Here is a 22,819-nt window from a genome sequence, read left to right as displayed (position 1 = left end):
GCGGTTGCATCCGAAAGTGGACGAAGTGCACCGCGGGTACGATCGCCGTTGTGGCAGGGTAAAAGCCCGGCGCAGAGCGCGCCGGGCGAACGCATTACAGGCAGGCGAACGTTGCCTGGGCTTTAGCCACCAGTTTGTCGTTCTGATGCACTTCTGCTTCGATGACGTGTGTCTTGCGCCCGGGATGGATCACCTTGGCGCGGCAGACGATTTCACCGTCGCTGACGCCCCGAATGTAGTTGACCTTGCACTCCAGGGTCACGCTGCCCGGCTTACCCTCGAACAGGCTGTGGCTCGCCTGTCCAAGCGCCGTATCGATCAGCGAGAACAACGCGCCACCATGCATCTTGCCGTGCAGGTTGAGCAGCTTGTCCTGCATGTTCATCCGGACTTCGGATTCTCCCTGCTCGGCTTTGAGGATACGCATCCCCAGCAGCTGGCTGAATGCACTGTCATTACCTGCCACGGACTGGCTCATGGTTACTTCCTCAATTGTTTGGCGTTGGCAAACAGTGCTGCCATGGCACCACTGGCAGCAGGCTTGCTTTCGTTACGGGGTGCATTACGGTCACGCGATGGGTTGTTACCAGGCTTGCCGCTGCGGGGTTGCCCGCCACGTTGGCCTTCGACCTTTTCACCGGGCGTATCGCTCATGCGCATGGACAGGCCCACACGGTTACGGGGAATGTCCACTTCCATGACCTTGACCTTCACGATATCGCCTGCCTTGACCACTTCGTAGGGGTCTTTGACAAACTTCTCGGACAAGGCGCTGATGTGTACCAAGCCGTCCTGGTGTACACCGATATCGACGAACGCACCAAAGTTGGTCACGTTGGTCACAACACCTTCGAGAATCATACCGGGCTTGAGATCCTTGAGGGATTCAACGCCTTCCTGGAATTCTGCTGTCTTGAACTCGGGGCGCGGGTCTCGCCCCGGCTTGTCCAGCTCGCTCAGGATATCCGTCACGGTCGGCAGGCCAAAGGTTTCATCGGTAAATTTCTTTGGATCCAGGCGCTTCAGGAAGCTGGAGTCTCCAATCAGGGAACGAATATCACGGCCGGTATCAGCAGCGATACGCTCGACGACAGGGTAGGCTTCCGGGTGAACGCCAGAGGCATCCAGTGGATTGTTGCCGCTCATGACCCGCAGGAAGCCTGCAGCCTGCTCGAAGGTCTTGTCTCCCAGGCGGCTCACTTTCTTCAGCTCGTGGCGGGACTTGAAAGCACCATTCAGGTCGCGATAAGCCACGATATTCTGCGCAAGCGTTGCGTTCAGGCCGGAGATACGGGCCAGCAGCGCTACAGAGGCCGTGTTTACGTCCACCCCTACGGCGTTTACACAGTCCTCTACCACGGCATCCAGGCTACGAGCCAGCTTGAGTTGTGAGACGTCATGCTGGTACTGGCCCACGCCAATGGACTTGGGCTCGATCTTGACCAGCTCAGCCAGCGGATCCTGCAAGCGGCGAGCGATAGATACAGCGCCACGCAAAGAAACATCCAAATCCGGAAACTCCTTGGCTGCAAGTTCGGAAGCCGAGTACACCGAAGCGCCGGCTTCGCTGACCATGATTTTGGTCATCTTGAGGCCCGGGTATTTCTTGATCAACTCTCCCGCCAGTTTATCGGTCTCGCGGCTAGCCGTGCCGTTGCCAATGGCAATCAGGTCGACGCCATGCTTGGCACACAGCTTCGCCAGCGTATCGATGGTCTGGTCCCACTGGTTTTTCGGGGCGTGCGGATACACGGTATCGGTGGCCAGCAGCTTGCCGGTTGAGTCGACCACGGCGACTTTCACGCCCGTTCGCAGTCCTGGGTCCAGACCCAGCGTGGCACGTGGGCCAGCAGGTGCTGCCAGCAACAGATCATGCAGGTTGCGTGCGAATACGCTGATGGCATCATCTTCAGCCTTTTCACGCAGCTCGCCCAGCAGATCGGTTTCCAGCGAGGTGTACAGCTTGACCTTCCAGGTCCAGCGCACGACTTCCGCCAGCCATTTGTCTGCTGCGCGATTCTGATTCTTCACCTCGAAATGCTCGGCAATCATTACCTCGCAAGGGTGCATGGTCCCAGGTGCTTCATCGCCTACCTTGAGCGAGGCACTCAGGATGCCTTCGTTACGGCCGCGGAAGATCGCAAGGGCTCGGTGGGACGGTACATTCCTGAAAAGCTCGTCATGTTCGAAATAGTCACTGAACTTGGCGCCTTCCTGCTCCTTCCCGGCCACCAGACGAGCTGAAAGTGTCGCCTCCTGCTTCAGGAATGCGCGCAGCTTTTCCAGGAGGTCGGCATCTTCGGCAAAACGCTCCATCAGAATGTATTTAGCACCCTCCAGGGCCGCTTTTACATCGGCGACGCCTTTGTCCGCATCTATATAGCCAGCGGCTTCGGTCTCGGGAGAAAGCATTGGATCATTGAGCAGGGCATCCGCTAGCGGGCCAAGGCCAGCTTCCAAGGCAATCTGGCCTTTGGTACGACGCTTCTGCTTATAGGGCAGGTAAAGATCTTCAAGACGGGTCTTGGTATCGGCCTGCTTGATCTCGCGGGCTAGCTCCGGCGTGAGTTTACCTTGCTCGTCGATGCTGGCCAGGATCGCCGTGCGACGCTCTTCCAGCTCGCGCAGGTAGCGCAGGCGTTCTTCCAGATGACGCAGATGCGTATCGTCGAGGCTGCCGGTGACTTCTTTTCTATAACGGGCGATGAAAGGAACCGTCGATCCCTCATCGAGCAGCGCCACGGCTGCGGCGACCTGTTGTGGGCGGACGCCGAGCTCTTCGGCGATGCGGGAGTTGATACTGTCCATGAAACCACCTGAAAACCAGAGAAGCGGGCCTGACCGGCAGGCTTGAAGCGCTGCATTATACCCGTCGGGTATCAACGCGCTGCGGCAATTTGCCAAGGATAAGTGTGTGCTTTCAACTTCTTATGCAGGCTAATCCCCCATTCTCAGGAAAAATCTGCTAACAATGGACTGTCCCTCTGCGGACGAGGCCTGCGCCATAATCCACTTCCCTATTTGAAGGAGTTGACATGAGCACCACCCCCGTTACGGAAGGTGAAAAGATTCTGGTCGTAGATGACGATGCTCGTCTGCGTCGCCTGCTCGAGCGTTTTCTGGCCGAGCAGGGCTACCGTGTGCGTACCGTGGAAAGCACCGAGCAGATGGACCGCCTGATGTCCCGTGAGCTTTTCCATCTGGTCGTGCTGGATCTGATGATGCCGGGCGAAGACGGTATGTCGGCCTGCGCCCGTCTGCGTGAGCAGAACAACCAGATCCCGATCATCATGCTGACGGCTAAGGGCGATGAGGGCAGTCGCATCCAGGGGCTTGAGCAGGGCGCCGATGACTATCTGGCCAAGCCTTTCAACCCTCGCGAACTTCTGGCTCGTATCAAGGCCGTTCTGCGCCGGCAAGCACCCCAAGTTCCGGGCGCACCGGGCAGCGAAGATGCCGTCGTGACCTTTGGTGATTATGAGCTTTCACTGGCAACCCGCGAACTCAAACGCGGCGATGAAGTGCATATGCTGACGACAGGTGAATTCGCGGTGCTCAAGGCGCTGGTCCAGCATGCACGCGAGCCGCTGACCCGCGACAAGCTGATGAATTTGGCGCGTGGGCGTGAGTGGGATGCATTGGAACGGTCGATCGACGTACAGATTTCTCGCCTGCGCCGTATGATTGAACCTGATCCCTCCAAGCCTCGCTATATCCAGACGGTCTGGGGTGTTGGCTACGTATTCGTGCCGGACGGCAACAAGTAACAGTCCGGTACACAGGGACGCCTTCAGGCGAACAAGCCGTTGTGAACACCTACCAACAGGAAGATGCCCAGCAGCGCTCGATAGACAATGAAGATCCAGGTCGAAAAGCGTTCCAGAAAGCGCATCAGACCCCAGATGGCTGCAAACGCCGAAAGGCTTGCTACCAGGATGCCTACCAGCAGAAGCGACCAGGCTTCTGCCGGGATGGATGCATGCCAGAGCACGACCAGTTCTTTCAAGCCAGCCAGGGCAATCGCGGGCAGGCCCAGCAGGAAAGAAAAGCGGGCTGCTTCTTCGCGCTTTAAGTTGAGGAACATAGCCGCAGTCAATGTCGAGCCGGAGCGGGATACTCCTGGAATCAACGCGCCAATCTGTGCAATTCCAACAATCAGGGCGTCGCGCAGGCGCATTTCACTCATGTCGCGCTTGTGCTTGCAGGTCAGCTCGGCAATGGCCAGCAACGCCGCCATGCCCAGACAGGCATAGCCAATGACATTCAAGCCCCGTAAAGGCGAGTCGCAGGCATTGAGCACAGGGGAAAGCGCAAGCCCGACCACACAAATAGGGATTGTCGCCAGAATGATTGCCATGGCGAGGACAAAGGCGCGACTGTTGTAGTCCTTATGACGAATTGCATTGACGCTGCCAGTGGTAACGGAGCTGACGTCACGCCAGAAATAACTGATGACGGCTGCCAGAGCTGCCATCTGCATTGCAGCGGAAAAGGCGGAACCAGGATCTTGCCAGCCTAGCAAGGCTGGAACGACACGCATGTGAGCAGTAGAGGAAATTGGCAGGAGCTCGGTGATACCCTGCACAACACCTAGGAAAACAACCTGGGCGTAACTAAGGGAAGCAAAGCCAATGTCCAAGCCGGTATGGCACATATCGGACACGAAATATCTCCAGTGTGGGAGGTCTTTGAAAAGAGTCGGGCAAATGTATCAAAATGTTTCTTAGCGAAACGAGGCTGTGAGGCATTTAAAAAGCCGTTTTGTTCAGTCACTCAACAAAATCGATGCCTTTTCTATGAAGCAGGTCTTTATAGGGTGGCAATATGCTCGGAGCGTCAATGACGTGTGGTTACTATGAAAACGCCTGCCTGGTTCCCTCAAAGCTTCTTCGCACGCTCGCTCTGGCTGGTTCTGATTGCCGTACTGTTTTCCAAGGCGCTGACGCTGGTTTACCTGCTGCTCAACGAAGATGTATTGGTTGATCGCCAATACAGTCATGGCGCTGCACTGACGCTGCGGGCCTACTGGGCCGCTGATCCGGATGACCGTCCCGCTGTCGCTCAGGCATCCGGGCTGCACTATGAATCGCCGGAAACGGTGCCAGCGGGTGAGTATCATTGGCCTTACAGTGAAATTTTCGACCGCCAGATGCAGCAGGAACTGGGTCCGGATACCCAAGTCAGGGTTCGTGTACAGCAGGGGCCTGCACTTTGGGTGCTGGCTCCATCGCTGGGGCCTGATTGGATCAAGATACCACTGTACGCTCACCCCCTGCGAGGCCAGCGAATCTGGAGTGTGCTGGGTTGGTTCTTCGGGATTGGCCTGTTTTCTACCGCCGTGGCCTGGGTGTTTGTCGGCCAGCTGAACCGGCCACTCAAACGGCTCGTCTATGCCGCCCGCGAGCTGGGTAAAGGGCATAGCGTACGCCTGCCGGAAAGTGATGCGCCAAGCGAGATCATGGAGGTCTATCATGCCTTCAATCAGATGGCTCACGATGTCGAGCAGGCTGGACGCGAGCGTGAGCTGATGTTGGCCGGCGTGTCCCACGACCTGCGCACTCCGCTTACCCGTCTACGCCTCTCAGTCGAATTGCTGCCTGAAATGGACGAAATGACGGAGGACATGGTCCGCGATATCGAGGATATGAACCTGATTCTCGATCAGTTCCTGGCATTTATACGTGATGGACGCGATGAGCCTTTAGAAGAAACGAACCTGAATGACCTGATTCAGGAAACCGTGGCGCCTTACAACCAGAATGAGGAGCGGGTCCGTCTCTCCCAGACCGATGTGCCGCCCGTGGCCTTGCGGCGTGTGTCGATCAAGCGGATGCTGACCAACCTCTTGGAAAATGCGTTCAAGCATGGAGGCGGCGCCGTGGAGGTCAGGGCTCACGTAGGTGGAGACTCGACAGCACCCTATGTTGTGCTGAGCGTTCTGGACCAGGGACCGGGCATTGATCCCAGTGAGATAGAGGAAATTTTCAATCCCTTCATTCGCGGCAACCGGGCGCGTACCGGCTCTGGTACCGGGCTGGGGCTGGCCATCGTCAGGCGTATTGCCGCTCAGCATGGTGGCAGCGTAGAGCTGCGTAATCGTGAAGGTGGCGGAGTCGAGGCACGCGTCCTGCTGCCACTAGGTCTGCTGCTGCCTCGTACCGCCAGCTGATCTGACGCTACCAGTGGAGTCCGTCATGATCGAGGCGAGCTTCCTGACCATATGGCCAGGCCTGGTTATCCGGGCCGTGTCCACTAGGCAGACCCGAGAACAACGGAACACCATGGGGCTCTAGCCATTCAGCGATAATCTCTTCAAGGCTGTGTACCACACCCTTGCGCGGGCAATCTGTAAAGGTGCCCAGGCATACGGCGCCAAGCCTGGCGATATCGATACTGTTCAATAGCTGCCACAGACTACGCTCGATACGATAGTACGGCTCACCTACATCCTCCAGGATCAGAATGGCGCCGTCAGGCGCATACAGTCCATAGCCGGTGCCCTCGGTACTGGCCAGTGCCGTCAGGTTACCGCCAATCAGCGGTCCTTGTATGGACTTGAGTGAGTGATTGACCGGTTGGGCTGGCAGATGCCCTCCGGCCGTTCTCAGCAGCCGATCGAGGCTACGAAACGAGTTCTCATGACGCAGCTGTTCTTCACCGTCATATCGTTTGGCCAATGACGTAGCCACTTGACCATGTACTGCAGGCAGACTTTGCCGATGAAAGGCACTGAGCATGATCGAGATATCGGAGAAACCAATCAGCGGTTTAGGGCCAGCTCGCCTGATGCGCTTCCAATCAAGGTACGGTAAAAGCTGAGCGCATCCATAACCGCCCCGCAAGCACCAGACAGCACTAACCTCTGGATTCTCAAAGGCCGCATAAACATCGGCCAGACGCTGATCCACTGTACCCGCAAGGTAACGATGACGTGCCTGTACGTGCTCGCCTGCAACATACGGAACCTCCATCTCACGCAACCGGGCGTAGGTGGTTTCCAGTGCATCGTTGGCAATCGCTGCCGCTGGCGCGATCAGCGCTACCTTGCCTCCAAAACTGGAGGCATCAAGAAGAGACGTGCTGCCTGTCATCCCTTAGCCTTTGCCTTTGGTACGTGTCAGGTTGGGGCCACTGTTCTTTTCCAGATACTGGATGATCATGCCCGCAATGTCCTGGTTGGTCGTTTGCTCGATGCCTTCCAGGCCCGGTGAAGAGTTCACCTCCATGACCAGCGGACCATGATTGGAGCGAAGAATATCGACACCGGCCACATTCAGCCCCAGCACCTTGGCGGCTCTAATGGCGGCCATACGCTCTTCAGGCGTAATTTTCACCAGGCTTGCCGTGCCGCCGCGATGCAGGTTGGAGCGAAACTCACCGGGCTTGGCCTGGCGCTTCATGGCGGCAATCACCTTGTCACCCACCACAAAGCAGCGAATATCCGCACCGCCTGCCTCGCGGATATATTCCTGCACCATGATGTTCTGCTTGAGTCCCATGAATGCTTCCAGTACGGACTCGGCAGCCTTTTCGGTTTCACACAGCACCACGCCGATTCCCTGAGTACCCTCCAGCAGCTTGATGACCAGCGGAGCACCGCCAACCATGCGGATAAGGTCCGGTACATCATCTGGAGAGTGCGCAAAGCCTGTCACCGGCAGGCCAACACCCTTGCGTGACATCAACTGCAGGGAGCGCAGCTTGTCTCGGGCTCGGCTGATGGCGACGGACTCATTGAGCGGAAAGACGCCCATCATTTCGAACTGCCGCAGCACTGCGCAGCCATAAAACGTTACCGATGCCCCAATTCGCGGAATCACGGCATCGAAGTCTTCGAGCGGCTTGCCTCTATAGTGAATCTGCGGTTTGTGGCTTGCGATATTCATATACGCGCGCAACGTATCGATCACGACCATCTGATGACCACGTTGCTCCCCGGCTTCCACCAGGCGACGAGTGGAATACAGGCGAGGATTACGCGACAGCACAGCGATTTTCATGCAGCACCCGGAGCGGGAGAGAGGGATAGGATGGGTTTGTCTTGCGCATAGCTGACGGCCGGATTCACGATCAGGCCACCCTCGACCAAGGCTTTCGAGCCTAGAAGCATGCGGTAACGCATGCTCTTGCGGCAGGCCAGGGTAAATTCCACTGGCCAGGATCGATTACCCAGGGCGAGATTGGTTCGAATCACATAGCGGTTCTGAGCATGGCCATTGGAGCTTCGTATGGTCTTCTTGGCTACCAACGGCGCTTCGCAATGCCGGTGCCGGGACTGCACCAGTGTGCCCAGATGGACCGTAAAACGCACCCAGCGTTCACCGTTACGCTCAAAAGGAACAACTTCCGTTGCATGCAGGGCTGAAGTGCTCGCACCTGTGTCGATCTTGGCCCTCAGGCCGATTACGCCCAGGTCCGGCAGGGCGACCCATTCACGTAGGCCGATAATGGCCAGCTCGTCGAGTGTGTCCAAGCGTAATCCTTGAAGTCGGGATCAGTGTCCCCATATCTGCTTATCGATGGAGGCCAGCGCATTGAACGCAGGCTTGGCAAACCAGTAACCCTGCATCAACGTGATACCAATGTCACGCAGGCAATCACGCTCGGCAGCGGTTTCAATACCTTCGGCAATGATCTGGATGTTCAACTCCGTACACATGGAGACGACGGCTCGAACAATGGCCTGCCGGACTCGATCATGATCGATATTGCGAATCAAGGCCATATCCAGCTTGATCAGATCCGGTTGAAAAGCGGCTAGTAGGTTCAAGCCTGAATGTCCGGCACCAAAGTCGTCAATCGCCGTCATGAAGCCGAACTGCCGATATTCCTTCAGGATATGCGTTAGATGCTGGCTATCACCAATATGCTCGCTTTCAACTGTTTCAAAAATAAGATTGCTCAACGGAAAGTCATGCCGTTTGGCCGCCTCCAGTGTGCTGCGAATGCACAGCTCCGGTCGATAGACGGCATTTGGAAGAAAGTTGATGGAAAGTTTTTCCTTCATTCCAAGCTTTGCTGCGCCTGAAATCGCCTTGGTGCGGCATAACTGATCGAAACGATAGCGGTTATGCGCATCCACCCGCTCAAGCACTGAAAGCGCACCCTGGCCTTCCGGGCCGCGGACCAGCGCCTCGTGAGCAAAGATACTGCGAGTGGTTACGTCAACAATGGGCTGATAGGCAAAGGCGAAATCGAACCCAAGGGGTTCACTCTGGTGGCAGCCTTGGCAGCGCATAGGGTTGGTTAATTCTTCAGGAAAGAAGGTCTTCATGATCGTACCGTTAGAATGCCCGTAACCAGCCCTGGTCTAATGGCAAAAATTGATAAGTATTCGGAGCGTTTTCGTTAATGACGTCTATTCAAGATATAGATGAAAAAGTCCGCCTGGATAAGTGGCTGTGGGCTGCACGGTTCTTCAAGACACGAGCACTGGCCAAGGCTGCTATAGAAGGAGGCAAGGTTCAGTGTCGGGGTGAGCGGTGTAAGCCCAGCAAGGAACCCAAGGTCGGTGATGAGCTGACGATTCGTCAGGGGTTCGATGAGAAGGCCGTCATAGTCCTCTCCCTGTCTCAACAGCGTCGCGGAGCACCCGAGGCCCAGTTACTGTATCGGGAGACAGAGGAAAGTCTTGAGCGTCGCGAGCGGGCTACGGCCATGCGCAAGGCGGGAGCGCTTGGGTTGGCAACGGATGGAAGGCCAACCAAGAAGCAGCGCCGTCAGATTCATCGATTCCGGGGCGACGCTGATTCTCGGGCCAATGACTAGATGAGCAGTCAGTAGTGCTTGACCAGGCTCATCTGCCGGATAACAGGAATATGAGCTGCTACACGAAACAGCGGCGCAGTTAAACGAAGGAACATGCGGCTACCGGCATTGGCCAGCGGCGTATAAAACCCCCAGGCCATTGCCAGTAGTGCAACGGCAATACCGCCCATATAGTCATCCGAAGCCCAGTGAGCACCGGCGACCAGGCGCGGCATCATGAAAAGCATTACCAGTAGCCAAGTGACGATAAGTTGTAATGGGTTGCGCGTAAAAGCCGTTAGAAAGAGGCCCCAGAGCAGAAGAACCGAAGCATGATCCCCCGGAAAACTGGCGCCGGAGCGATCTTTGAGCTCCCAGGCCTTTTCCCAAGACTGGAAGTAATCGCTCATGTGAATGGTATACGTCAGCATGTCGGATGGACTGGCATGCTGCAGGCCGGCGGCTTCGATAGCCTTGGTGAACAGGTTGCGGATCAGCAGCAAGGCTAGCAGTACCGTAAGCAAGCCGAAGAAGGCGCTACGGACCTGCTCTGGTTTGAACACCCAATTCCCACGTATCGTAAGTGTGAGAAGAATGATGCCCACAACGATGTCGAATGGCCTCAGGCTGGCAACAGCCCAGACGTGTAGCCAGACCGTATTGCTTTCCAGCGGTGCGTTCAGCGCACGGAAGAGATGCGCATCTAGATCCAGAAGAGTGGTGCGCACGGAAGGGATAAGCCAGAGAATAATCAACAGCAGCGCCACGAGGTGGCTGATTAGAAATGCTCGCCATTGCCACTTGGCTTGGAAGAGTGTGGCATTGTCCATAGAATGAAATGAATCCATATGAATAAACAGAAAGCGTGACCGCACGGGAGTGTTGTCACGCTTTTGTCATTTTCCCTGTTCAAGCGTACTTTTGTCATGACCCCATTCGATTACACACAGCGTTTCCTGTTTGAAGACACCGACGTTCGCGGCGAACTTGCATTGCTTGAAAGAAGCTATGTAGAGGTGCTTGCCAAACACCCCTATCCGGAACCCGTCGCGCAGCTGTTGGGTGAAATGCTTGCAGCCGCTGCCTTGCTGTGCGGCACGCTCAAGTTCGACGGTCTGCTGGTATTGCAGGCACGCTCCAGCGGTGCGATTCCTCTATTGATGGTGGAGTGCTCGAGCGCCCGAGAGGTGCGCGGTATCGCCCGCTACAATGCCGACGACATCGCTCCTGATGCCACGTTGAAAGATCTAATGCCCGAAGGTATTCTTGCCATCACGGTCGATCCGACCAACGGTCAGCGTTATCAAGGGATCGTTCCTCTCGAAGGCCAGACGCTCGCTGAATGCCTTTCAGGCTACTTCGCCACGTCCGAGCAGCTGCCTACCCGCTTCTGGCTCAATGCCGATGGACGGCGCGCTCGTGGGCTCCTGCTCCAACAGCTGCCAGCGGACAAACACAAGGACAAAGAGTCGCGCGACGCCAGTTGGGAGCACCTTACAACTCTCGGCAATACGCTGACTGCAGAAGAACTGTTGGGGTTACCCAACGAAACGGTACTTCATCGTCTCTATCATGAAGAAACCGTCAGAGTCTTTGATCCTCAAATCGTCGAATTCCATTGTGGCTGTTCTAGGGAACGTTCTGCCAATGCGCTTGTCTCTGTGGGCCAGGAAGATGTCGAACTGCTATTGCAGGAGCAGGGTGGTCAGATAGAAATCGACTGCCAGTTCTGCAATCAGCGATACCTGTTCGACGCTGCCGATGTCGCGCAGATTTTTGCAGGCGGTGGAAGCCAAACACCGCAAGAAACCCGTCACTAAGCATTGCATTCAGGAATAGGCTTTCTGGCATAATCGCGCGACTTCGTTTTTTATGTAGCCAAACTCGGGTTAAGCTACAAAACGCAAAAGGACCGGCCGAGGGCCGACGGGGAACTACATGACGCAAGCCAACGTTTATACCGATATTAGCGCCGCGCAGCTGGTAGAAGAGGCGCTTCGGCGCGGCGAGGGTGAGTTAGCCGCCAATGGCTCTCTTGTAGTCAAGACTGGACATCGCACCGGCCGCTCGCCAGCCGACCGCTTCATTGTTGAAGAGTCGTCTACCCGTGATGCCATCGATTGGGGTTCTATCAACCGTCCTTTTCCAGCGGAAAAGTTCGATGCACTATGGGATCGCGTTTCAACCTATGTAGGTGAGCGGGATCACTTCGTTTCGCATGTGCATGTAGGCTCCGATCCAGAGCACTACCTTGCAGTCAAGATGACTACGGAAACCGCCTGGCACAACCTGTTTGGCCGTTGCCTGTTCATCAACCCGGAAAGTTACAACCCTCAGTCCCGCCAGGAATGGGAAATCCTTAACGCCCCTTGGTTTGTCTGCGAACCGGAGCGTGATGGAACCAATTCCGATGGCACCGTCATCATTAACTTTGCTGCTCGCAAGGTATTAATCGCGGGCATGCGTTATGCCGGTGAAATGAAGAAGGCCATGTTCTCGGTGCAAAATTTCCTGCTGCCTGAGCATGATGTACTTCCTATGCACTGTGCGGCCAACATGGGCGAAGAGGGCGACGTTACGCTGTTCTTTGGCCTGTCGGGAACAGGTAAGACGACGCTATCTGCCGATGAAAGCCGTTACCTGATCGGTGACGATGAGCATGGCTGGGGTGTCGGCACCGTCTTTAATATAGAAGGCGGCTGCTACGCTAAGTGTATCGACCTGTCCGAAAAGAATGAGCCTGTCATCTGGAAAGCCATTCAGTTCGGCGCTGTGCTAGAAAACGTGGTGCTTGATCCACAGTCTCGCCTGCCAGACTACTCGGACGATAGTCTGACCCAGAACAGCCGGGCGGCCTATCCTCGTGAGTTGATCGAAAAGCGTGCGGAACTGAACCGCGGTGGCGAGCCTAATGCAGTAATCTTTCTCACCTGCGATCTGACGGGTGTGCTGCCTCCTGTATCTATCCTTAATAACGAGCAGGCGGCTTATCATTTCCTTTCGGGTTACACTGCGCTGGTGGGTTCTACTGAAATGGGATCGGGGGCTGGCATCAAATCCACTTTCTCTACCTGTTTCGGTGCACCCTTCTTCCCGCGTCCGGCGGCCGAGTACGCTGAGCTTCTCATCAAGCGTATCAATGGGTTCGGCTCCAAAGTTTACCTGGTGAACACTGGGTGGACCGGGGGCGGTTACGGTGTAGGCAAGCGCTTCAATATCCCAACGACACGAGCAGTGATTGCCGCTATTCAAAGTGGGGCGCTGGTCGATGTTGAAACCGAGCATTTGCCCATTATCAACCTTGATGTTCCCAAGGTCGTAGCTGGTGTCGATACTGCATTGCTCAACCCGCGTAACACTTGGGAGGATAAAAATGCCTATGATGAATCGGCCAAGGCGCTGGCAGGCAAGTTCATCGAGAACTTCAAAAAGTTCAGTGGCGTCTCCGAAGCGATCAAGGCAGCTGGTCCACAGTTATAATCGTTAGGCTGAAAACAAAGGGTCGCTTAAGCGACCCTTTGTTTTTTAAGAAAAAATTTAAGAAAAACGCATTTAATGATTGCATGTAAAAAATTAAATGCATAAAATGCGCCCGCCTTGAACATGTAAGTCCACTGGTTGGCGGTCAAGGCAACGTAAGTTGAGGAAAAGTAAGAAAATCCTTGACACGACGGCAGCAAGCAAATAGAATGCTGCCTCCTTTGGAGGGATTCCCGAGCGGCCAAAGGGATCAGACTGTAAATCTGACGTCTACGACTTCGAAGGTTCGAATCCTTCTCCCTCCACCAAATTGCAAGAGCTACAGGCTCTGCGGGTATAGTTCAGTGGTAGAACCTCAGCCTTCCAAGCTGATGATGCGGGTTCGATTCCCGCTACCCGCTCCAGTTTGTTGTAGTTTGCTCATGTAGCTCAGTTGGTAGAGCACACCCTTGGTAAGGGTGAGGTCAGCGGTTCAAATCCGCTCATGAGCTCCATTATTAAGGGCAGATATGAGAATATCTGCCTTTATTTTATGGCGGCGTTACTTGCTCAATTCTTGATGGGAGAGAGTGTCGATGGCTAAAGAAAAATTTGAACGTAACAAACCGCACGTCAACGTCGGCACCATCGGCCACGTCGACCATGGTAAGACAACGCTGACTGCAGCACTGACCAAGGTTTGCTCTGAAACTTGGGGTGGTTCTGCTCGTAACTTCGACCAGATCGATAACGCTCCGGAAGAAAAAGCGCGCGGTATTACCATTAACACTTCCCACGTTGAGTACGATTCGGCCACTCGCCACTACGCTCACGTTGACTGCCCTGGCCACGCTGACTATGTGAAGAACATGATCACCGGTGCTGCGCAGATGGACGGTGCGATCCTGGTTTGCTCGGCAGCTGACGGCCCTATGCCGCAGACTCGTGAGCACATCCTGCTGTCCCGTCAGGTAGGCGTTCCTTACATTGTCGTGTTCCTGAACAAGGCCGACATGGTTGACGACGCTGAGCTGCTCGAGCTGGTAGAAATGGAAGTTCGCGATCTGCTGAACACCTATGACTTCCCAGGTGACGACACTCCGATCGTTGTAGGTTCCGCGCTGATGGCGCTGGAAGGCAAAGACGATAACGAAATCGGTGTTTCTGCTGTGCGTAAGCTGGTTGAAACTCTGGATGCCTACATCCCTGAGCCAGTTCGTGCAATCGACCAGCCGTTCCTGATGCCGATCGAAGACGTATTCTCCATCTCTGGTCGCGGTACTGTAGTAACAGGCCGTGTTGAGCGTGGTATCGTCAAGGTGGGTGAGGAAGTTGAAATCGTAGGTATCAAAGCTACGACCAAAACTACCTGCACCGGCGTTGAAATGTTCCGTAAGCTGCTAGACGAAGGTCGTGCAGGTGAGAACGTTGGCGCCCTGCTGCGTGGTACCAAGCGTGAAGACGTTGAGCGTGGTCAGGTTCTGGCCAAGCCGGGCACCATCAAGCCGCACACCAAGTTCGAGTGCGAAGTGTACGTTCTGTCCAAGGAAGAAGGTGGTCGTCATACTCCGTTCTTCAAGGGCTACCGTCCTCAGTTCTACTTCCGTACTACTGACGTGACTGGTAACTGCGAACTGCCGGAAGGCGTTGAGATGGTAATGCCGGGCGACAACATCAAGATGGTTGTTACCCTGATCGCTCCGATCGCCATGGAAGAAGGTCTGCGTTTCGCTATTCGCGAAGGCGGCCGTACCGTAGGCGCCGGCGTGGTTGCCAAGATCGTCGAATAAGTTCTTGATCTTGGGTTGTTAGGCCGGCATAATAGCCGGCCTGATTTAAGTTACAGGCCAGTAGCTCAATTGGCAGAGCGGCGGTCTCCAAAACCGCAGGTTGGGGGTTCGATTCCCTCCTGGCCTGCCAGATTTAATCTGGCATTTCCTGACAGGATTTCAATTGATGAGCGTCAAGGCGGAAGCCAAAGAGTCACGCTTCGATGCGATGAAGTGGCTTGTGGTCGTCTTGCTGGTAGCAGTAGGTGTTGTTGCTAACCACTACTACTCAGCCCAGCCGATCCTGTATCGCGTTATCGGTTTGCTGGTTCTGGGTGCTGTAGCTGCTTTCGTTGCATTACAGACTGTCAAAGGGCAAGCGTTTTTCACGCTGCTCAAAGAGGCGCGCACCGAGATTCGTAAGGTTGTCTGGCCTAGTAGGCAAGAGACAACTCAGACCACATTGATTGTGGTTGCAGTAGTGCTGGTCATGGCGCTGCTGCTATGGGGATTAGATTCCCTGCTCGGATGGCTTGTTTCCATGATCGTAGGTTAAGGGTTCGCCGTGGCTAAGCGTTGGTACGTAGTGCATGCATACTCGGGTTACGAGAAGCATGTCATGCGCTCTTTGATTGAGCGCGTCAAGCTTGCCGGAATGGAAGATGAGTTCGGCGATATTCTGGTTCCCACTGAAGAAGTAGTGGAAATGCGTAATGGCCAGAAGCGCAAAAGCGAACGTAAATTCTTTCCAGGTTATGTGCTCGTTCAGATGGAAATGAACGAAGGTACTTGGCACCTCGTTAAAGATACCCCGCGGGTTATGGGTTTTATTGGTGGGACGGCTGATAAGCCAGCACCGATTACTGATCGTGAGGCAGAGGCGATTCTTCGTCGTGTTTCCGATAGTAGTGATAAGCCCAAGCCGAAAACACTGTTTGAGCCAGGTGAGACTGTTCGTGTTATCGATGGTCCGTTTGCTGACTTCAATGGTGTTGTCGAAGAAGTGAATTATGAAAAAAGCCGGATTCAAGTGGCTGTCCTGATTTTTGGACGTTCTACGCCGGTTGAGCTGGAATTCAGTCAGGTCGAAAAAGTCGTCTAACTGATGCCTGGTCCCATACCCCGCAGTTTAGGCTGCGGGGTTTTGTCGTCAGTGGGATAAGGTGAATCAAACCGGGGAGCCTTAAGGCGTTAGACCCGTCATTGGAGTAGCAAATGGCTAAGAAAATCCAAGCTTATATCAAGCTGCAAGTTAAAGCGGCCCAAGCTAACCCAAGCCCGCCAGTAGGTCCGGCGCTGGGTCAGCATGGCGTGAACATCATGGAATTCTGTAAGGCATTCAACGCCCGTACCCAAGGTATGGAACCAGGTCTGCCTACTCCGGTAATTATTACCGTTTACAGTGACCGTAGCTTCACGTTTGAGACCAAGAGTACTCCTGCTTCCGTTCTTCTGAAGAAGGCTGCGGGCATTCAGAGCGGTTCTAGCCGTCCTAACTCTCAGAAAGTAGGCACCGTAACGCGTGCTCAGCTTGAAGAGATTGCTAAGACCAAGAATGCTGATCTGACTGCTGCTGATATGGATGCAGCTGTACGTACTATCGCTGGCTCTGCGCGTAGCATGGGCCTCAATGTGGAGGGCGTGTAATGGCTAAGCTCACTAAGCGTCAAAAGGCTATTGCTGCCAAGATTGAAGCAGGCAAGCAGTACAGCTTTGAAGAGGCTGCTGCGCTTCTGTCTCAGCTGTCCACTGTCAAGTTCAAAGAGTCGGTAGACGTTTCAGTTAATCTGGGCGTTGATCCTCGTAAATCTGACCAGGTTGTTCGTGGCGCTACCGTTCTGCCAAACGGTACTGGCAAGAGCGTCCGTGTAGCCGTGTTTACTCAGGGCCCCAATGCTGAAGCAGCGCTGGCTGCTGGTGCAGAAAAAGTGGGTATGGACGACTTGGCTGCCGAGATGAAAGCTGGCGATCTGAGCTATGACGTCGTGATTGCTTCTCCAGATGCAATGCGCGTAGTAGGTCAGTTGGGTCAGATCCTTGGTCCTCGTGGTCTGATGCCTAACCCCAAAGTTGGCACTGTGACTCCGGACGTTGCTACTGCAGTCAAGAACGCAAAGGCCGGTCAGGTTCGTTTCCGTACCGACAAGAACGGCATCATCCATGCCTCCGTTGGCAAGGTTGATTTCGAACCCGTTAAGCTCAAGCAGAACGTTGAAGCGCTGCTGGCTGACCTGAAGAGACTCAAGCCGTCTACTTCCAAAGGTATTTATGTCAAGCGCGTGACTCTGAGCACCACTATGGGCCCAGGTCTGCAGATTGATCAGGCTTCCCTGGAAGCCTAAGTGATTCGAGCGAAGCACTGCTTCGCTCTCTTATTGGGGTCCCTGCCTGGCGGGGGCTGTCCAAGACCGTAGGTGACGAAAGTCTTAAATTAAGCCTACGCAGATGGTGCTCCCGATTCGGTTACCGAGTCAGACACCAAAACGACGTCCGGCTTAGGTTGGGCGATACGGTAACATCCAGGAGTAAAACCCGTGGCAATTAAACTCGAAGACAAGAAGGCTATCGTCGCTGAAGTCAACGAGGCTGCCCAAAGTGCCCTGTCTGCTGTCGTGGCTGATGCCCGTGGCGTGACAGTAGGTGCAATGACCGGACTCCGTAAAGAGGCCCGTGCGGCTGGTGTTTACGTGAAAGTTGTGCGTAACACACTGCTGCGTCGCGCTGTTGAAGGTACTTCGTTTGACGTACTGAACGACGCGTTCAAAGGCCCGACCCTGATTGCTTTTTCCACTGAACATCCGGGCGCTGCTGCTCGCATTTTCAAGGAATTCGCCAAGGGTCAGGACAAGTTCGAGATCAAGGCAGCCGCGTTTGAAGGCAAGCTGATCCCAGCTAACCAGATCGACGTATTGGCAACTCTGCCAACCTACGACGAAGCTGTGTCCCAGCTGATGAGCGTTATCCAGGGCGCAACCAGCAAGCTGGCTCGTACTCTGGCAGCTATTCGCGACCAGAAAGAATCTGCTGCAGCCTAAGGCTAAGCATCTACTTTCTCGCTTTTTTGTTTAATTCTAGTGGCTACGAAGCCCCTAAACGATACAGGAATTAGAGTCATGGCTCTGACCAACGAAGATATCATCAACGCCGTATCCGAAATGTCCGTCATGCAAGTGGTCGAACTGATCAAGGCGATGGAAGAGAAGTTCGGTGTAACTGCTGCTGCCGCTGTAGCTGCTGGTCCGGCTGCTGCCGCTCCTGCTGCTGAAGAGCAGACTGAATTCACTATCATGTTGACCGAAGCTGGCGACAAGAAAGTGAACGTCATTAAGGTCGTTCGTGAACTGACTGGTCTGGGCCTGAAAGAAGCCAAGGCAGTTGTTGACGGCGCTCCTGGCGTTGTTAAAGAGGGCGTTTCCAAAGAGGAAGCCGAGGCTGCCAAGAAGTCTCTGGAAGAAGCTGGCGCCAAGGTCGAGCTCAAGTAAGCTCAGACATTGCGTCTACAGCCTGAGCGTTAAAGTTCGGCTGATGGCTGGTGGCAATAGCCACCGGCCTTTTTCTGTTTCGATGCAGCCCGGTCGGGCTTGTGATCAGATGGAAATAAAGAAGGCCATCATAGGTGATGGCGCAAACGATAACGTTTGCAAGATTTTCCGGCTGCTCCCGTCGGAGAGGCCAAACAAGCAGGTGACCAAGCTGGGGAACGCTGATGGCTTACTCATACACTGAGAAAAAACGTATCCGCAAGGACTTTAGCAAGTTGCCGCACGTTATGGACGTGCCGTATCTATTGGCTATCCAGCTGGATTCGTATCGCGAATTCCTGCAGGCGGGCGCAGGCAAAGATCAGCTCCGCGATATCGGTCTGCACGCGGCCTTCAAGTCCGTTTTCCCGATTATCAGTTATTCCGGCAATGCTGCCTTGGAATATGTCGGTTATCGCCTTGGCGAGCCGGCGTTCGATGTTAAAGAATGTGTTCTGCGCGGCGTGACATTTGCTGTTCCGCTGCGAGTAAAAGTGCGCCTGATTATTTTTGATCGTGAGTCGTCCAACAAGGCGATCAAAGACATCAAGGAGCAAGAAGTTTACATGGGGGAAATTCCCCTGATGACAGAAAACGGTACCTTCATTATCAATGGTACCGAGCGTGTCATCGTTTCCCAGTTACACCGTTCTCCTGGTGTCTTCTTCGATCACGACCGTGGTAAGACCCACAGCTCCGGTAAGCTGCTGTATTCCGCTCGTATTATTCCTTACCGTGGTTCTTGGTTAGACTTCGAGTTTGACCCCAAGGACAGCGTGTTCGTTCGTATCGACCGTCGCCGCAAGCTACCTGCGACCGTTCTGCTGCGCGCGCTTGGTTACGGTACTGAAGAAGTGCTGGATATGTTCTACGACACCAATGTGTTCCACATCAAGGGTGAAACCTTGAATCTGGAACTGGTGCCGCAGCGTCTGCGTGGCGAGATTGCCAGCTTTGATATTAAGGACAATGCAGGCAAGGTGATTGTAGAGCAGGGACGTCGTGTTACTGCGCGCCATATCAATCAGCTTGAAAAGTCAGGTATTACCGAGCTGGAAGTGCCATTCGATTATGTTATTGGCCGTACTACTGCCAAGGCGATCGTGCATCCTGCTACTGGTGAAATTATTGCCGAGTGCAATACCGAGTTAACCCTCGATATGCTGGCAAAAATTGCAAAGGCAAATGTCGTCCGCATCGAAACGTTGTACACCAACGACATTGACTGTGGTCCGTTTGTTTCCGATACGCTGAAGATCGATTCCACAACCAATCAACTCGAAGCATTGGTTGAAATTTATCGTATGATGCGTCCAGGCGAGCCTCCAACCAAGGAAGCTGCCGAGACACTATTTAACAACCTGTTCTTCAGCGCCGAGCGTTACGATCTATCTGCCGTTGGCCGTATGAAGTTCAACCGTCGTATCGGCCGTGACGAAATCGAAGGCCAGGGTGTACTGAGCCGCGAAGACATTGTTGACGTACTCAGAACGCTGGTTGATATTCGGAACGGTAAAGGTATCGTCGATGATATCGATCACCTAGGTAACCGTCGTGTACGTTGCGTAGGTGAGATGGCTGAGAATCAGTTCCGTGTTGGCCTGGTGCGTGTTGAGCGCGCGGTCAAGGAACGTCTATCGATGGCCGAAAGTGAAGGACTGATGCCGCAAGACCTGATCAATGCAAAGCCGGTGGCTGCTGCGATCAAGGAGTTTTTCGGATCGAGCCAGTTGTCTCAATTCATGGACCAGAACAACCCGCTTTCTGAGATCACGCACAAGCGTCGTGTCTCAGCGCTCGGCCCGGGCGGTTTAACACGGGAGCGTGCGGGCTTTGAGGTTCGTGACGTTCACCCGACTCATTACGGTCGCGTATGTCCGATTGAGACACCAGAAGGCCCGAACATTGGTCTGATCAACTCGCTGGCAACCTATGCACGCACGAACCAGTATGGTTTCTTGGAAAGTCCTTATCGCGTAGTCAAGGATGCCGTGGCCTCTGATGAGATTGTATTCCTGTCAGCGATCGAAGAAGCCAATCATGTCATCGCTCAGGCCTCTGCGGCTCTGGACGAAAATAACCGACTGGTCGATGAGCTTGTAGCGGTACGCCATCAGAACGAATTCACGGTTAAGAGCCCGGAAGACGTAACTCTGATGGATGTGTCACCCAAGCAGGTGGTTTCCGTTGCTGCTTCGCTGATTCCTTTCCTCGAGCACGATGATGCGAACCGTGCCCTTATGGGTTCGAACATGCAGCGTCAGGCTGTCCCGACTCTGCGCTCGGACAAGCCGCTAGTCGGAACAGGTATGGAGCGTAACGTAGCACGCGACTCTGGTGTTTGTGTTGTGGCACGTCGAGGCGGTGTGATCGACTCCGTTGACGCAAGCCGTATCGTGGTACGCGTTGCTAATGCCGAAGTTGAAACGGGCGAGGCGGGTGTAGATATCTACAACCTGACCAAATATACCCGCTCCAACCAGAACACCTGCATTAACCAGCGTCCGCTGGTAAATAAGGGTGACGTCATTGCGCGTGGCGACATTCTGGCTGATGGCCCGTCTACCGATATGGGTGAGCTGGCATTGGGTCAGAATATGCGCGTTGCATTCATGACCTGGAACGGCTTCAATTTCGAAGACTCGATCCTGTTGTCTGAGCGCGTTGTGCAGGAAGACCGCTTTACTACGATCCACATTCAGGAACTGACCTGTGTGGCTCGTGATACAAAGCTCGGCCCAGAAGAAATTACTTCTGATATCCCGAACGTAGGTGAGGCAGCGCTTAACAAGCTTGATGAAGCCGGTATTGTTTACGTTGGTGCCGAGGTGCAGGCAGGTGACATTCTGGTCGGTAAGGTAACGCCGAAAGGCGAAACCCAGCTGACTCCAGAAGAAAAGTTGCTACGTGCCATCTTTGGTGAAAAGGCATCCGATGTTAAGGATACTTCCCTGCGCGTACCAACGGGTACCAAGGGTACGGTCATTGATGTACAGGTCTTTACCCGTGATGGGGTAGAGCGTGACTCTCGTGCACTGGCAATCGAGAAGTCCCAGCTCGACGAGATCCGCAAAGACCTCAACGAGGAGTTCCGTATCGTTGAAGGTGCCACCTTCGAGCGTCTCCGTCAGGCACTTGTAGGTCAGGTTGCGGATGGCGGACCGAATGTCAAAAAAGGTTCTGTCATTACTGACGAATACCTGGATGGTCTGGAGCGTGGTCAGTGGTTCAAGCTGCGTATGGCAGAGGATGCGCAAAACGAGCAGTTGGAAAAGGCTCAAGCCTATCTATCCGATCGCCGTCAGCTCTTGGACGACAAGTTCGAGGACAAGAAGCGCAAGCTGCAGCAAGGCGATGACCTGGCACCTGGCGTCCTTAAGATCGTGAAGGTTTACCTGGCAATCCGTCGCCGTATCCAGCCTGGTGACAAGATGGCAGGTCGTCACGGTAACAAAGGTGTGGTATCGGTCATCATGCCGGTTGAAGACATGCCTTACGATGAGACGGGTACTCCGGTTGACATCGTATTGAACCCGCTGGGTGTTCCGTCACGGATGAACGTTGGTCAGATTCTTGAAACGCACCTAGGCCTTGCTGCCAAGGGGTTGGGCGAGAAGATCAATCGCATGCTTGAAGAGCAACGCAAAGTAGCTGAGCTGCGTAGTTTCCTGCATGAGCTCTATAACGAGATCGGTGGCCGCCAGGAAAACCTGGATGAGCTGAGCGACGAAGAAGTGTTGCGTTTGGCTAAAAACCTGCGTGGTGGCGTGCCGATGGCTACGCCGGTCTTCGATGGTGCCAAGGAACGTGAAATCAAGGCTATGCTGAAGCTGGCTGATCTGCCCGAAAGTGGTCAGATGCGCCTGTTTGACGGCCGTACCGGTAATCAGTTCGAGCGTCCGGTTACTGTCGGCTACATGTATATGCTGAAGCTCAACCACCTGGTCGATGACAAGATGCATGCCCGTTCCACAGGATCGTATAGCCTAGTTACTCAGCAGCCGCTGGGTGGTAAGGCGCAGTTCGGTGGACAGCGTTTCGGAGAGATGGAGGTCTGGGCGCTGGAAGCTTATGGTGCCGCCTACACCCTTCAGGAAATGCTGACGGTCAAGTCGGACGATGTGAATGGCCGGACCAAGATGTACAAGAACATCGTGGACGGAGATCATCGTATGGAGGCCGGTATGCCGGAGTCCTTCAACGTACTGATCAAGGAAATTCGCTCGCTCGGTATCGATATCGAATTGGAAACCGAATAACACGCGACGCCAAGAAGGCATGGCCGTCAAGGCGGTCATGCCTGGTCCGTGAGGAGGAAAGGCC

21 protein-coding genes and 4 tRNA genes are annotated in these 22,819 nt (G+C 54.5%); 17 read left to right on the top strand and 8 right to left on the bottom strand.

Annotated elements, in window-relative coordinates; genetic code table 11:
- Positions 1-94: 94 nt before the first annotated feature.
- Together JQR86_RS17575 and JQR86_RS17570 are read right to left on the bottom strand one after the other, a co-directional pair.
- Positions 95-478: a PaaI family thioesterase gene (locus JQR86_RS17575; protein ID WP_122040966.1), complete on the bottom strand. Its 384-nt coding sequence runs from the start codon at positions 476-478 to the stop codon at positions 95-97.
- A gap of 2 nt (positions 479-480) precedes the next feature.
- On the bottom strand, positions 481-2,808 hold the full coding sequence (locus JQR86_RS17570; RefSeq protein WP_434153966.1) for a Tex family protein: 2,328 nt from the start codon (positions 2,806-2,808) through the stop codon (positions 481-483).
- A gap of 227 nt (positions 2,809-3,035) precedes the next feature.
- Here JQR86_RS17570 and ompR point away from each other — a divergent pair, with 227 nt between their 5' ends.
- Complete coding sequence (gene ompR, locus JQR86_RS17565; protein WP_010796726.1) at positions 3,036-3,767, top strand: osmolarity response regulator transcription factor OmpR; 732 nt, start codon at positions 3,036-3,038, stop codon at positions 3,765-3,767.
- 23 nt (positions 3,768-3,790) lie between these two features.
- On the opposite strand, the gene JQR86_RS17560 is transcribed toward ompR, so the two are convergent.
- Positions 3,791-4,654, bottom strand: coding sequence for an undecaprenyl-diphosphate phosphatase (locus JQR86_RS17560; RefSeq protein WP_232235637.1), 864 nt, complete (start codon positions 4,652-4,654; stop codon positions 3,791-3,793).
- A gap of 201 nt (positions 4,655-4,855) precedes the next feature.
- On the opposite strand from JQR86_RS17560, the gene JQR86_RS17555 reads away from it, so the two are divergent.
- Positions 4,856-6,169: an ATP-binding protein gene (locus JQR86_RS17555; protein WP_074821627.1), complete on the top strand. Its 1,314-nt coding sequence runs from the start codon at positions 4,856-4,858 to the stop codon at positions 6,167-6,169.
- A 7-nt stretch (positions 6,170-6,176) separates the two neighbouring features.
- Here the strand turns inward: JQR86_RS17555 and JQR86_RS17550 are convergent, their stop codons facing one another.
- The 4 genes from JQR86_RS17550 to JQR86_RS17535 form a co-directional block, all read right to left on the bottom strand.
- Complete coding sequence (locus JQR86_RS17550; RefSeq protein WP_434153965.1) at positions 6,177-7,091, bottom strand: S66 peptidase family protein; 915 nt, start codon at positions 7,089-7,091, stop codon at positions 6,177-6,179.
- A 3-nt stretch (positions 7,092-7,094) separates the two neighbouring features.
- Positions 7,095-8,000, bottom strand: a complete 906-nt coding sequence (rimK, locus tag JQR86_RS17545) for a 30S ribosomal protein S6--L-glutamate ligase (RefSeq protein WP_010796730.1) — start codon at positions 7,998-8,000, stop codon at positions 7,095-7,097.
- Positions 7,997-8,413, bottom strand: a complete 417-nt coding sequence (locus JQR86_RS17540; protein WP_230382241.1) for an ATP-dependent zinc protease family protein — start codon at positions 8,411-8,413, stop codon at positions 7,997-7,999. Before JQR86_RS17540 ends, rimK begins: the two co-directional genes overlap by 4 nt.
- Positions 8,414-8,494: 81 nt before the next feature.
- Entirely contained in the window at positions 8,495-9,274 is a 780-nt protein-coding gene (locus JQR86_RS17535; protein ID WP_150348178.1) for an EAL domain-containing protein, read from the bottom strand.
- Positions 9,275-9,351: 77 nt separating this feature from the next.
- On the opposite strand from JQR86_RS17535, the gene JQR86_RS17530 reads away from it, so the two are divergent.
- The gene (locus JQR86_RS17530) at positions 9,352-9,768 is read left to right on the top strand and encodes an RNA-binding S4 domain-containing protein (RefSeq protein ID WP_407362751.1); all 417 of its coding nucleotides are present in this window, start codon (positions 9,352-9,354) and stop codon (positions 9,766-9,768) included.
- Positions 9,769-9,776: 8 nt separating this feature from the next.
- On the opposite strand, the gene JQR86_RS17525 is transcribed toward JQR86_RS17530, so the two are convergent.
- Positions 9,777-10,577: a phosphatase PAP2 family protein gene (locus JQR86_RS17525; protein ID WP_434153963.1), complete on the bottom strand. Its 801-nt coding sequence runs from the start codon at positions 10,575-10,577 to the stop codon at positions 9,777-9,779.
- A 96-nt stretch (positions 10,578-10,673) separates the two neighbouring features.
- Between JQR86_RS17525 and hslO the strand changes: the two genes are divergently transcribed.
- The 14 genes from hslO to rpoB all read left to right on the top strand — a co-directional run bounded on the left by hslO (position 10,674) and on the right by rpoB (position 22,755).
- Positions 10,674-11,567, top strand: coding sequence for an Hsp33 family molecular chaperone HslO (gene hslO, locus JQR86_RS17520; RefSeq protein ID WP_074821755.1), 894 nt, complete (start codon positions 10,674-10,676; stop codon positions 11,565-11,567).
- Between the two features lie 118 nt (positions 11,568-11,685).
- Positions 11,686-13,227 carry a phosphoenolpyruvate carboxykinase gene (locus JQR86_RS17515; protein ID WP_125888626.1) on the top strand — a complete coding sequence of 514 codons (1,542 nt, stop codon included), beginning with the start codon at positions 11,686-11,688 and terminating at the stop codon, positions 13,225-13,227.
- 223 nt (positions 13,228-13,450) lie between these two features.
- Positions 13,451-13,535: transfer RNA gene (locus tag JQR86_RS17510), tRNA-Tyr, on the top strand.
- Between the two features lie 22 nt (positions 13,536-13,557).
- Positions 13,558-13,631, top strand: a tRNA-Gly gene (locus JQR86_RS17505).
- 14 nt (positions 13,632-13,645) lie between these two features.
- Positions 13,646-13,721 (top strand) — tRNA-Thr (locus JQR86_RS17500).
- Positions 13,722-13,802: 81 nt separating this feature from the next.
- On the top strand, positions 13,803-14,996 hold the full coding sequence (gene tuf / locus JQR86_RS17495) for an elongation factor Tu (protein WP_010796738.1): 1,194 nt from the start codon (positions 13,803-13,805) through the stop codon (positions 14,994-14,996).
- Positions 14,997-15,050: 54 nt separating this feature from the next.
- Positions 15,051-15,126: transfer RNA gene (locus JQR86_RS17490), tRNA-Trp, on the top strand.
- 36 nt (positions 15,127-15,162) lie between these two features.
- Positions 15,163-15,531 carry a preprotein translocase subunit SecE gene (gene secE / locus JQR86_RS17485; RefSeq protein WP_019366107.1) on the top strand — a complete coding sequence of 123 codons (369 nt, stop codon included), beginning with the start codon at positions 15,163-15,165 and terminating at the stop codon, positions 15,529-15,531.
- A gap of 9 nt (positions 15,532-15,540) precedes the next feature.
- The gene (nusG, locus tag JQR86_RS17480; RefSeq protein ID WP_074830397.1) at positions 15,541-16,077 is read left to right on the top strand and encodes a transcription termination/antitermination protein NusG; all 537 of its coding nucleotides are present in this window, start codon (positions 15,541-15,543) and stop codon (positions 16,075-16,077) included.
- Positions 16,078-16,190: 113 nt separating this feature from the next.
- The gene (gene rplK, locus JQR86_RS17475) at positions 16,191-16,622 is read left to right on the top strand and encodes a 50S ribosomal protein L11 (protein ID WP_010796741.1); all 432 of its coding nucleotides are present in this window, start codon (positions 16,191-16,193) and stop codon (positions 16,620-16,622) included.
- A complete protein-coding gene (rplA, locus tag JQR86_RS17470) occupies positions 16,622-17,317 on the top strand; it encodes a 50S ribosomal protein L1 (protein ID WP_010796742.1) in 696 nt (231 codons plus the stop codon). The genes rplK and rplA overlap by 1 nt, the downstream gene beginning before the upstream one ends.
- A 192-nt stretch (positions 17,318-17,509) precedes the next feature.
- Complete coding sequence (rplJ, locus tag JQR86_RS17465) at positions 17,510-18,010, top strand: 50S ribosomal protein L10 (protein ID WP_010796743.1); 501 nt, start codon at positions 17,510-17,512, stop codon at positions 18,008-18,010.
- Positions 18,011-18,088: 78 nt separating this feature from the next.
- Positions 18,089-18,457: a 50S ribosomal protein L7/L12 gene (gene rplL / locus JQR86_RS17460; protein ID WP_010796744.1), complete on the top strand. Its 369-nt coding sequence runs from the start codon at positions 18,089-18,091 to the stop codon at positions 18,455-18,457.
- A gap of 224 nt (positions 18,458-18,681) precedes the next feature.
- Positions 18,682-22,755, top strand: coding sequence for a DNA-directed RNA polymerase subunit beta (gene rpoB, locus JQR86_RS17455; protein ID WP_122043688.1), 4,074 nt, complete (start codon positions 18,682-18,684; stop codon positions 22,753-22,755).
- The last annotated feature ends 64 nt before the right edge of the window (positions 22,756-22,819 follow it).

It is taken from the genome of Pseudomonas sp. JZ134 (genome assembly GCF_051027695.1).
Taxonomy (GTDB): domain Bacteria; phylum Pseudomonadota; class Gammaproteobacteria; order Pseudomonadales; family Pseudomonadaceae; genus Chryseomonas; species Chryseomonas luteola.
Note: the sequence above shows the minus strand (reverse complement) of the source record. Positions and strands in the feature narration are given on the sequence as shown.

Excerpts from the sequence above, each read along its gene's own strand:
- JQR86_RS17575 (WP_122040966.1), bottom strand. The coding sequence starts at position 478 with ATGAGCCAGTCCGTGGCAGGTAATGACAGTGCATTCAGCCAGCTGCTG.
- JQR86_RS17570 (WP_434153966.1), bottom strand. The coding sequence starts at position 2,808 with ATGGACAGTATCAACTCCCGCATCGCCGAAGAGCTCGGCGTCCGCCCA.
- ompR (WP_010796726.1), top strand. The coding sequence starts at position 3,036 with ATGAGCACCACCCCCGTTACGGAAGGTGAAAAGATTCTGGTCGTAGAT.
- JQR86_RS17560 (WP_232235637.1), bottom strand. The coding sequence starts at position 4,654 with ATGTGCCATACCGGCTTGGACATTGGCTTTGCTTCCCTTAGTTACGCC.
- JQR86_RS17555 (WP_074821627.1), top strand. The coding sequence starts at position 4,856 with ATGAAAACGCCTGCCTGGTTCCCTCAAAGCTTCTTCGCACGCTCGCTC.
- JQR86_RS17550 (WP_434153965.1), bottom strand. The coding sequence starts at position 7,091 with ATGACAGGCAGCACGTCTCTTCTTGATGCCTCCAGTTTTGGAGGCAAG.
- rimK (WP_010796730.1), bottom strand. The coding sequence starts at position 8,000 with ATGAAAATCGCTGTGCTGTCGCGTAATCCTCGCCTGTATTCCACTCGT.
- JQR86_RS17535 (WP_150348178.1), bottom strand. The coding sequence starts at position 9,274 with ATGAAGACCTTCTTTCCTGAAGAATTAACCAACCCTATGCGCTGCCAA.
- JQR86_RS17530 (WP_407362751.1), top strand. The coding sequence starts at position 9,352 with ATGACGTCTATTCAAGATATAGATGAAAAAGTCCGCCTGGATAAGTGG.
- JQR86_RS17525 (WP_434153963.1), bottom strand. The coding sequence starts at position 10,577 with ATGGACAATGCCACACTCTTCCAAGCCAAGTGGCAATGGCGAGCATTT.
- hslO (WP_074821755.1), top strand. The coding sequence starts at position 10,674 with ATGACCCCATTCGATTACACACAGCGTTTCCTGTTTGAAGACACCGAC.
- JQR86_RS17515 (WP_125888626.1), top strand. The coding sequence starts at position 11,686 with ATGACGCAAGCCAACGTTTATACCGATATTAGCGCCGCGCAGCTGGTA.
- tuf (WP_010796738.1), top strand. The coding sequence starts at position 13,803 with ATGGCTAAAGAAAAATTTGAACGTAACAAACCGCACGTCAACGTCGGC.
- secE (WP_019366107.1), top strand. The coding sequence starts at position 15,163 with ATGAGCGTCAAGGCGGAAGCCAAAGAGTCACGCTTCGATGCGATGAAG.
- rplK (WP_010796741.1), top strand. The coding sequence starts at position 16,191 with ATGGCTAAGAAAATCCAAGCTTATATCAAGCTGCAAGTTAAAGCGGCC.
- rplA (WP_010796742.1), top strand. The coding sequence starts at position 16,622 with ATGGCTAAGCTCACTAAGCGTCAAAAGGCTATTGCTGCCAAGATTGAA.
- rplL (WP_010796744.1), top strand. The coding sequence starts at position 18,089 with ATGGCTCTGACCAACGAAGATATCATCAACGCCGTATCCGAAATGTCC.
- rpoB (WP_122043688.1), top strand. The coding sequence starts at position 18,682 with ATGGCTTACTCATACACTGAGAAAAAACGTATCCGCAAGGACTTTAGC.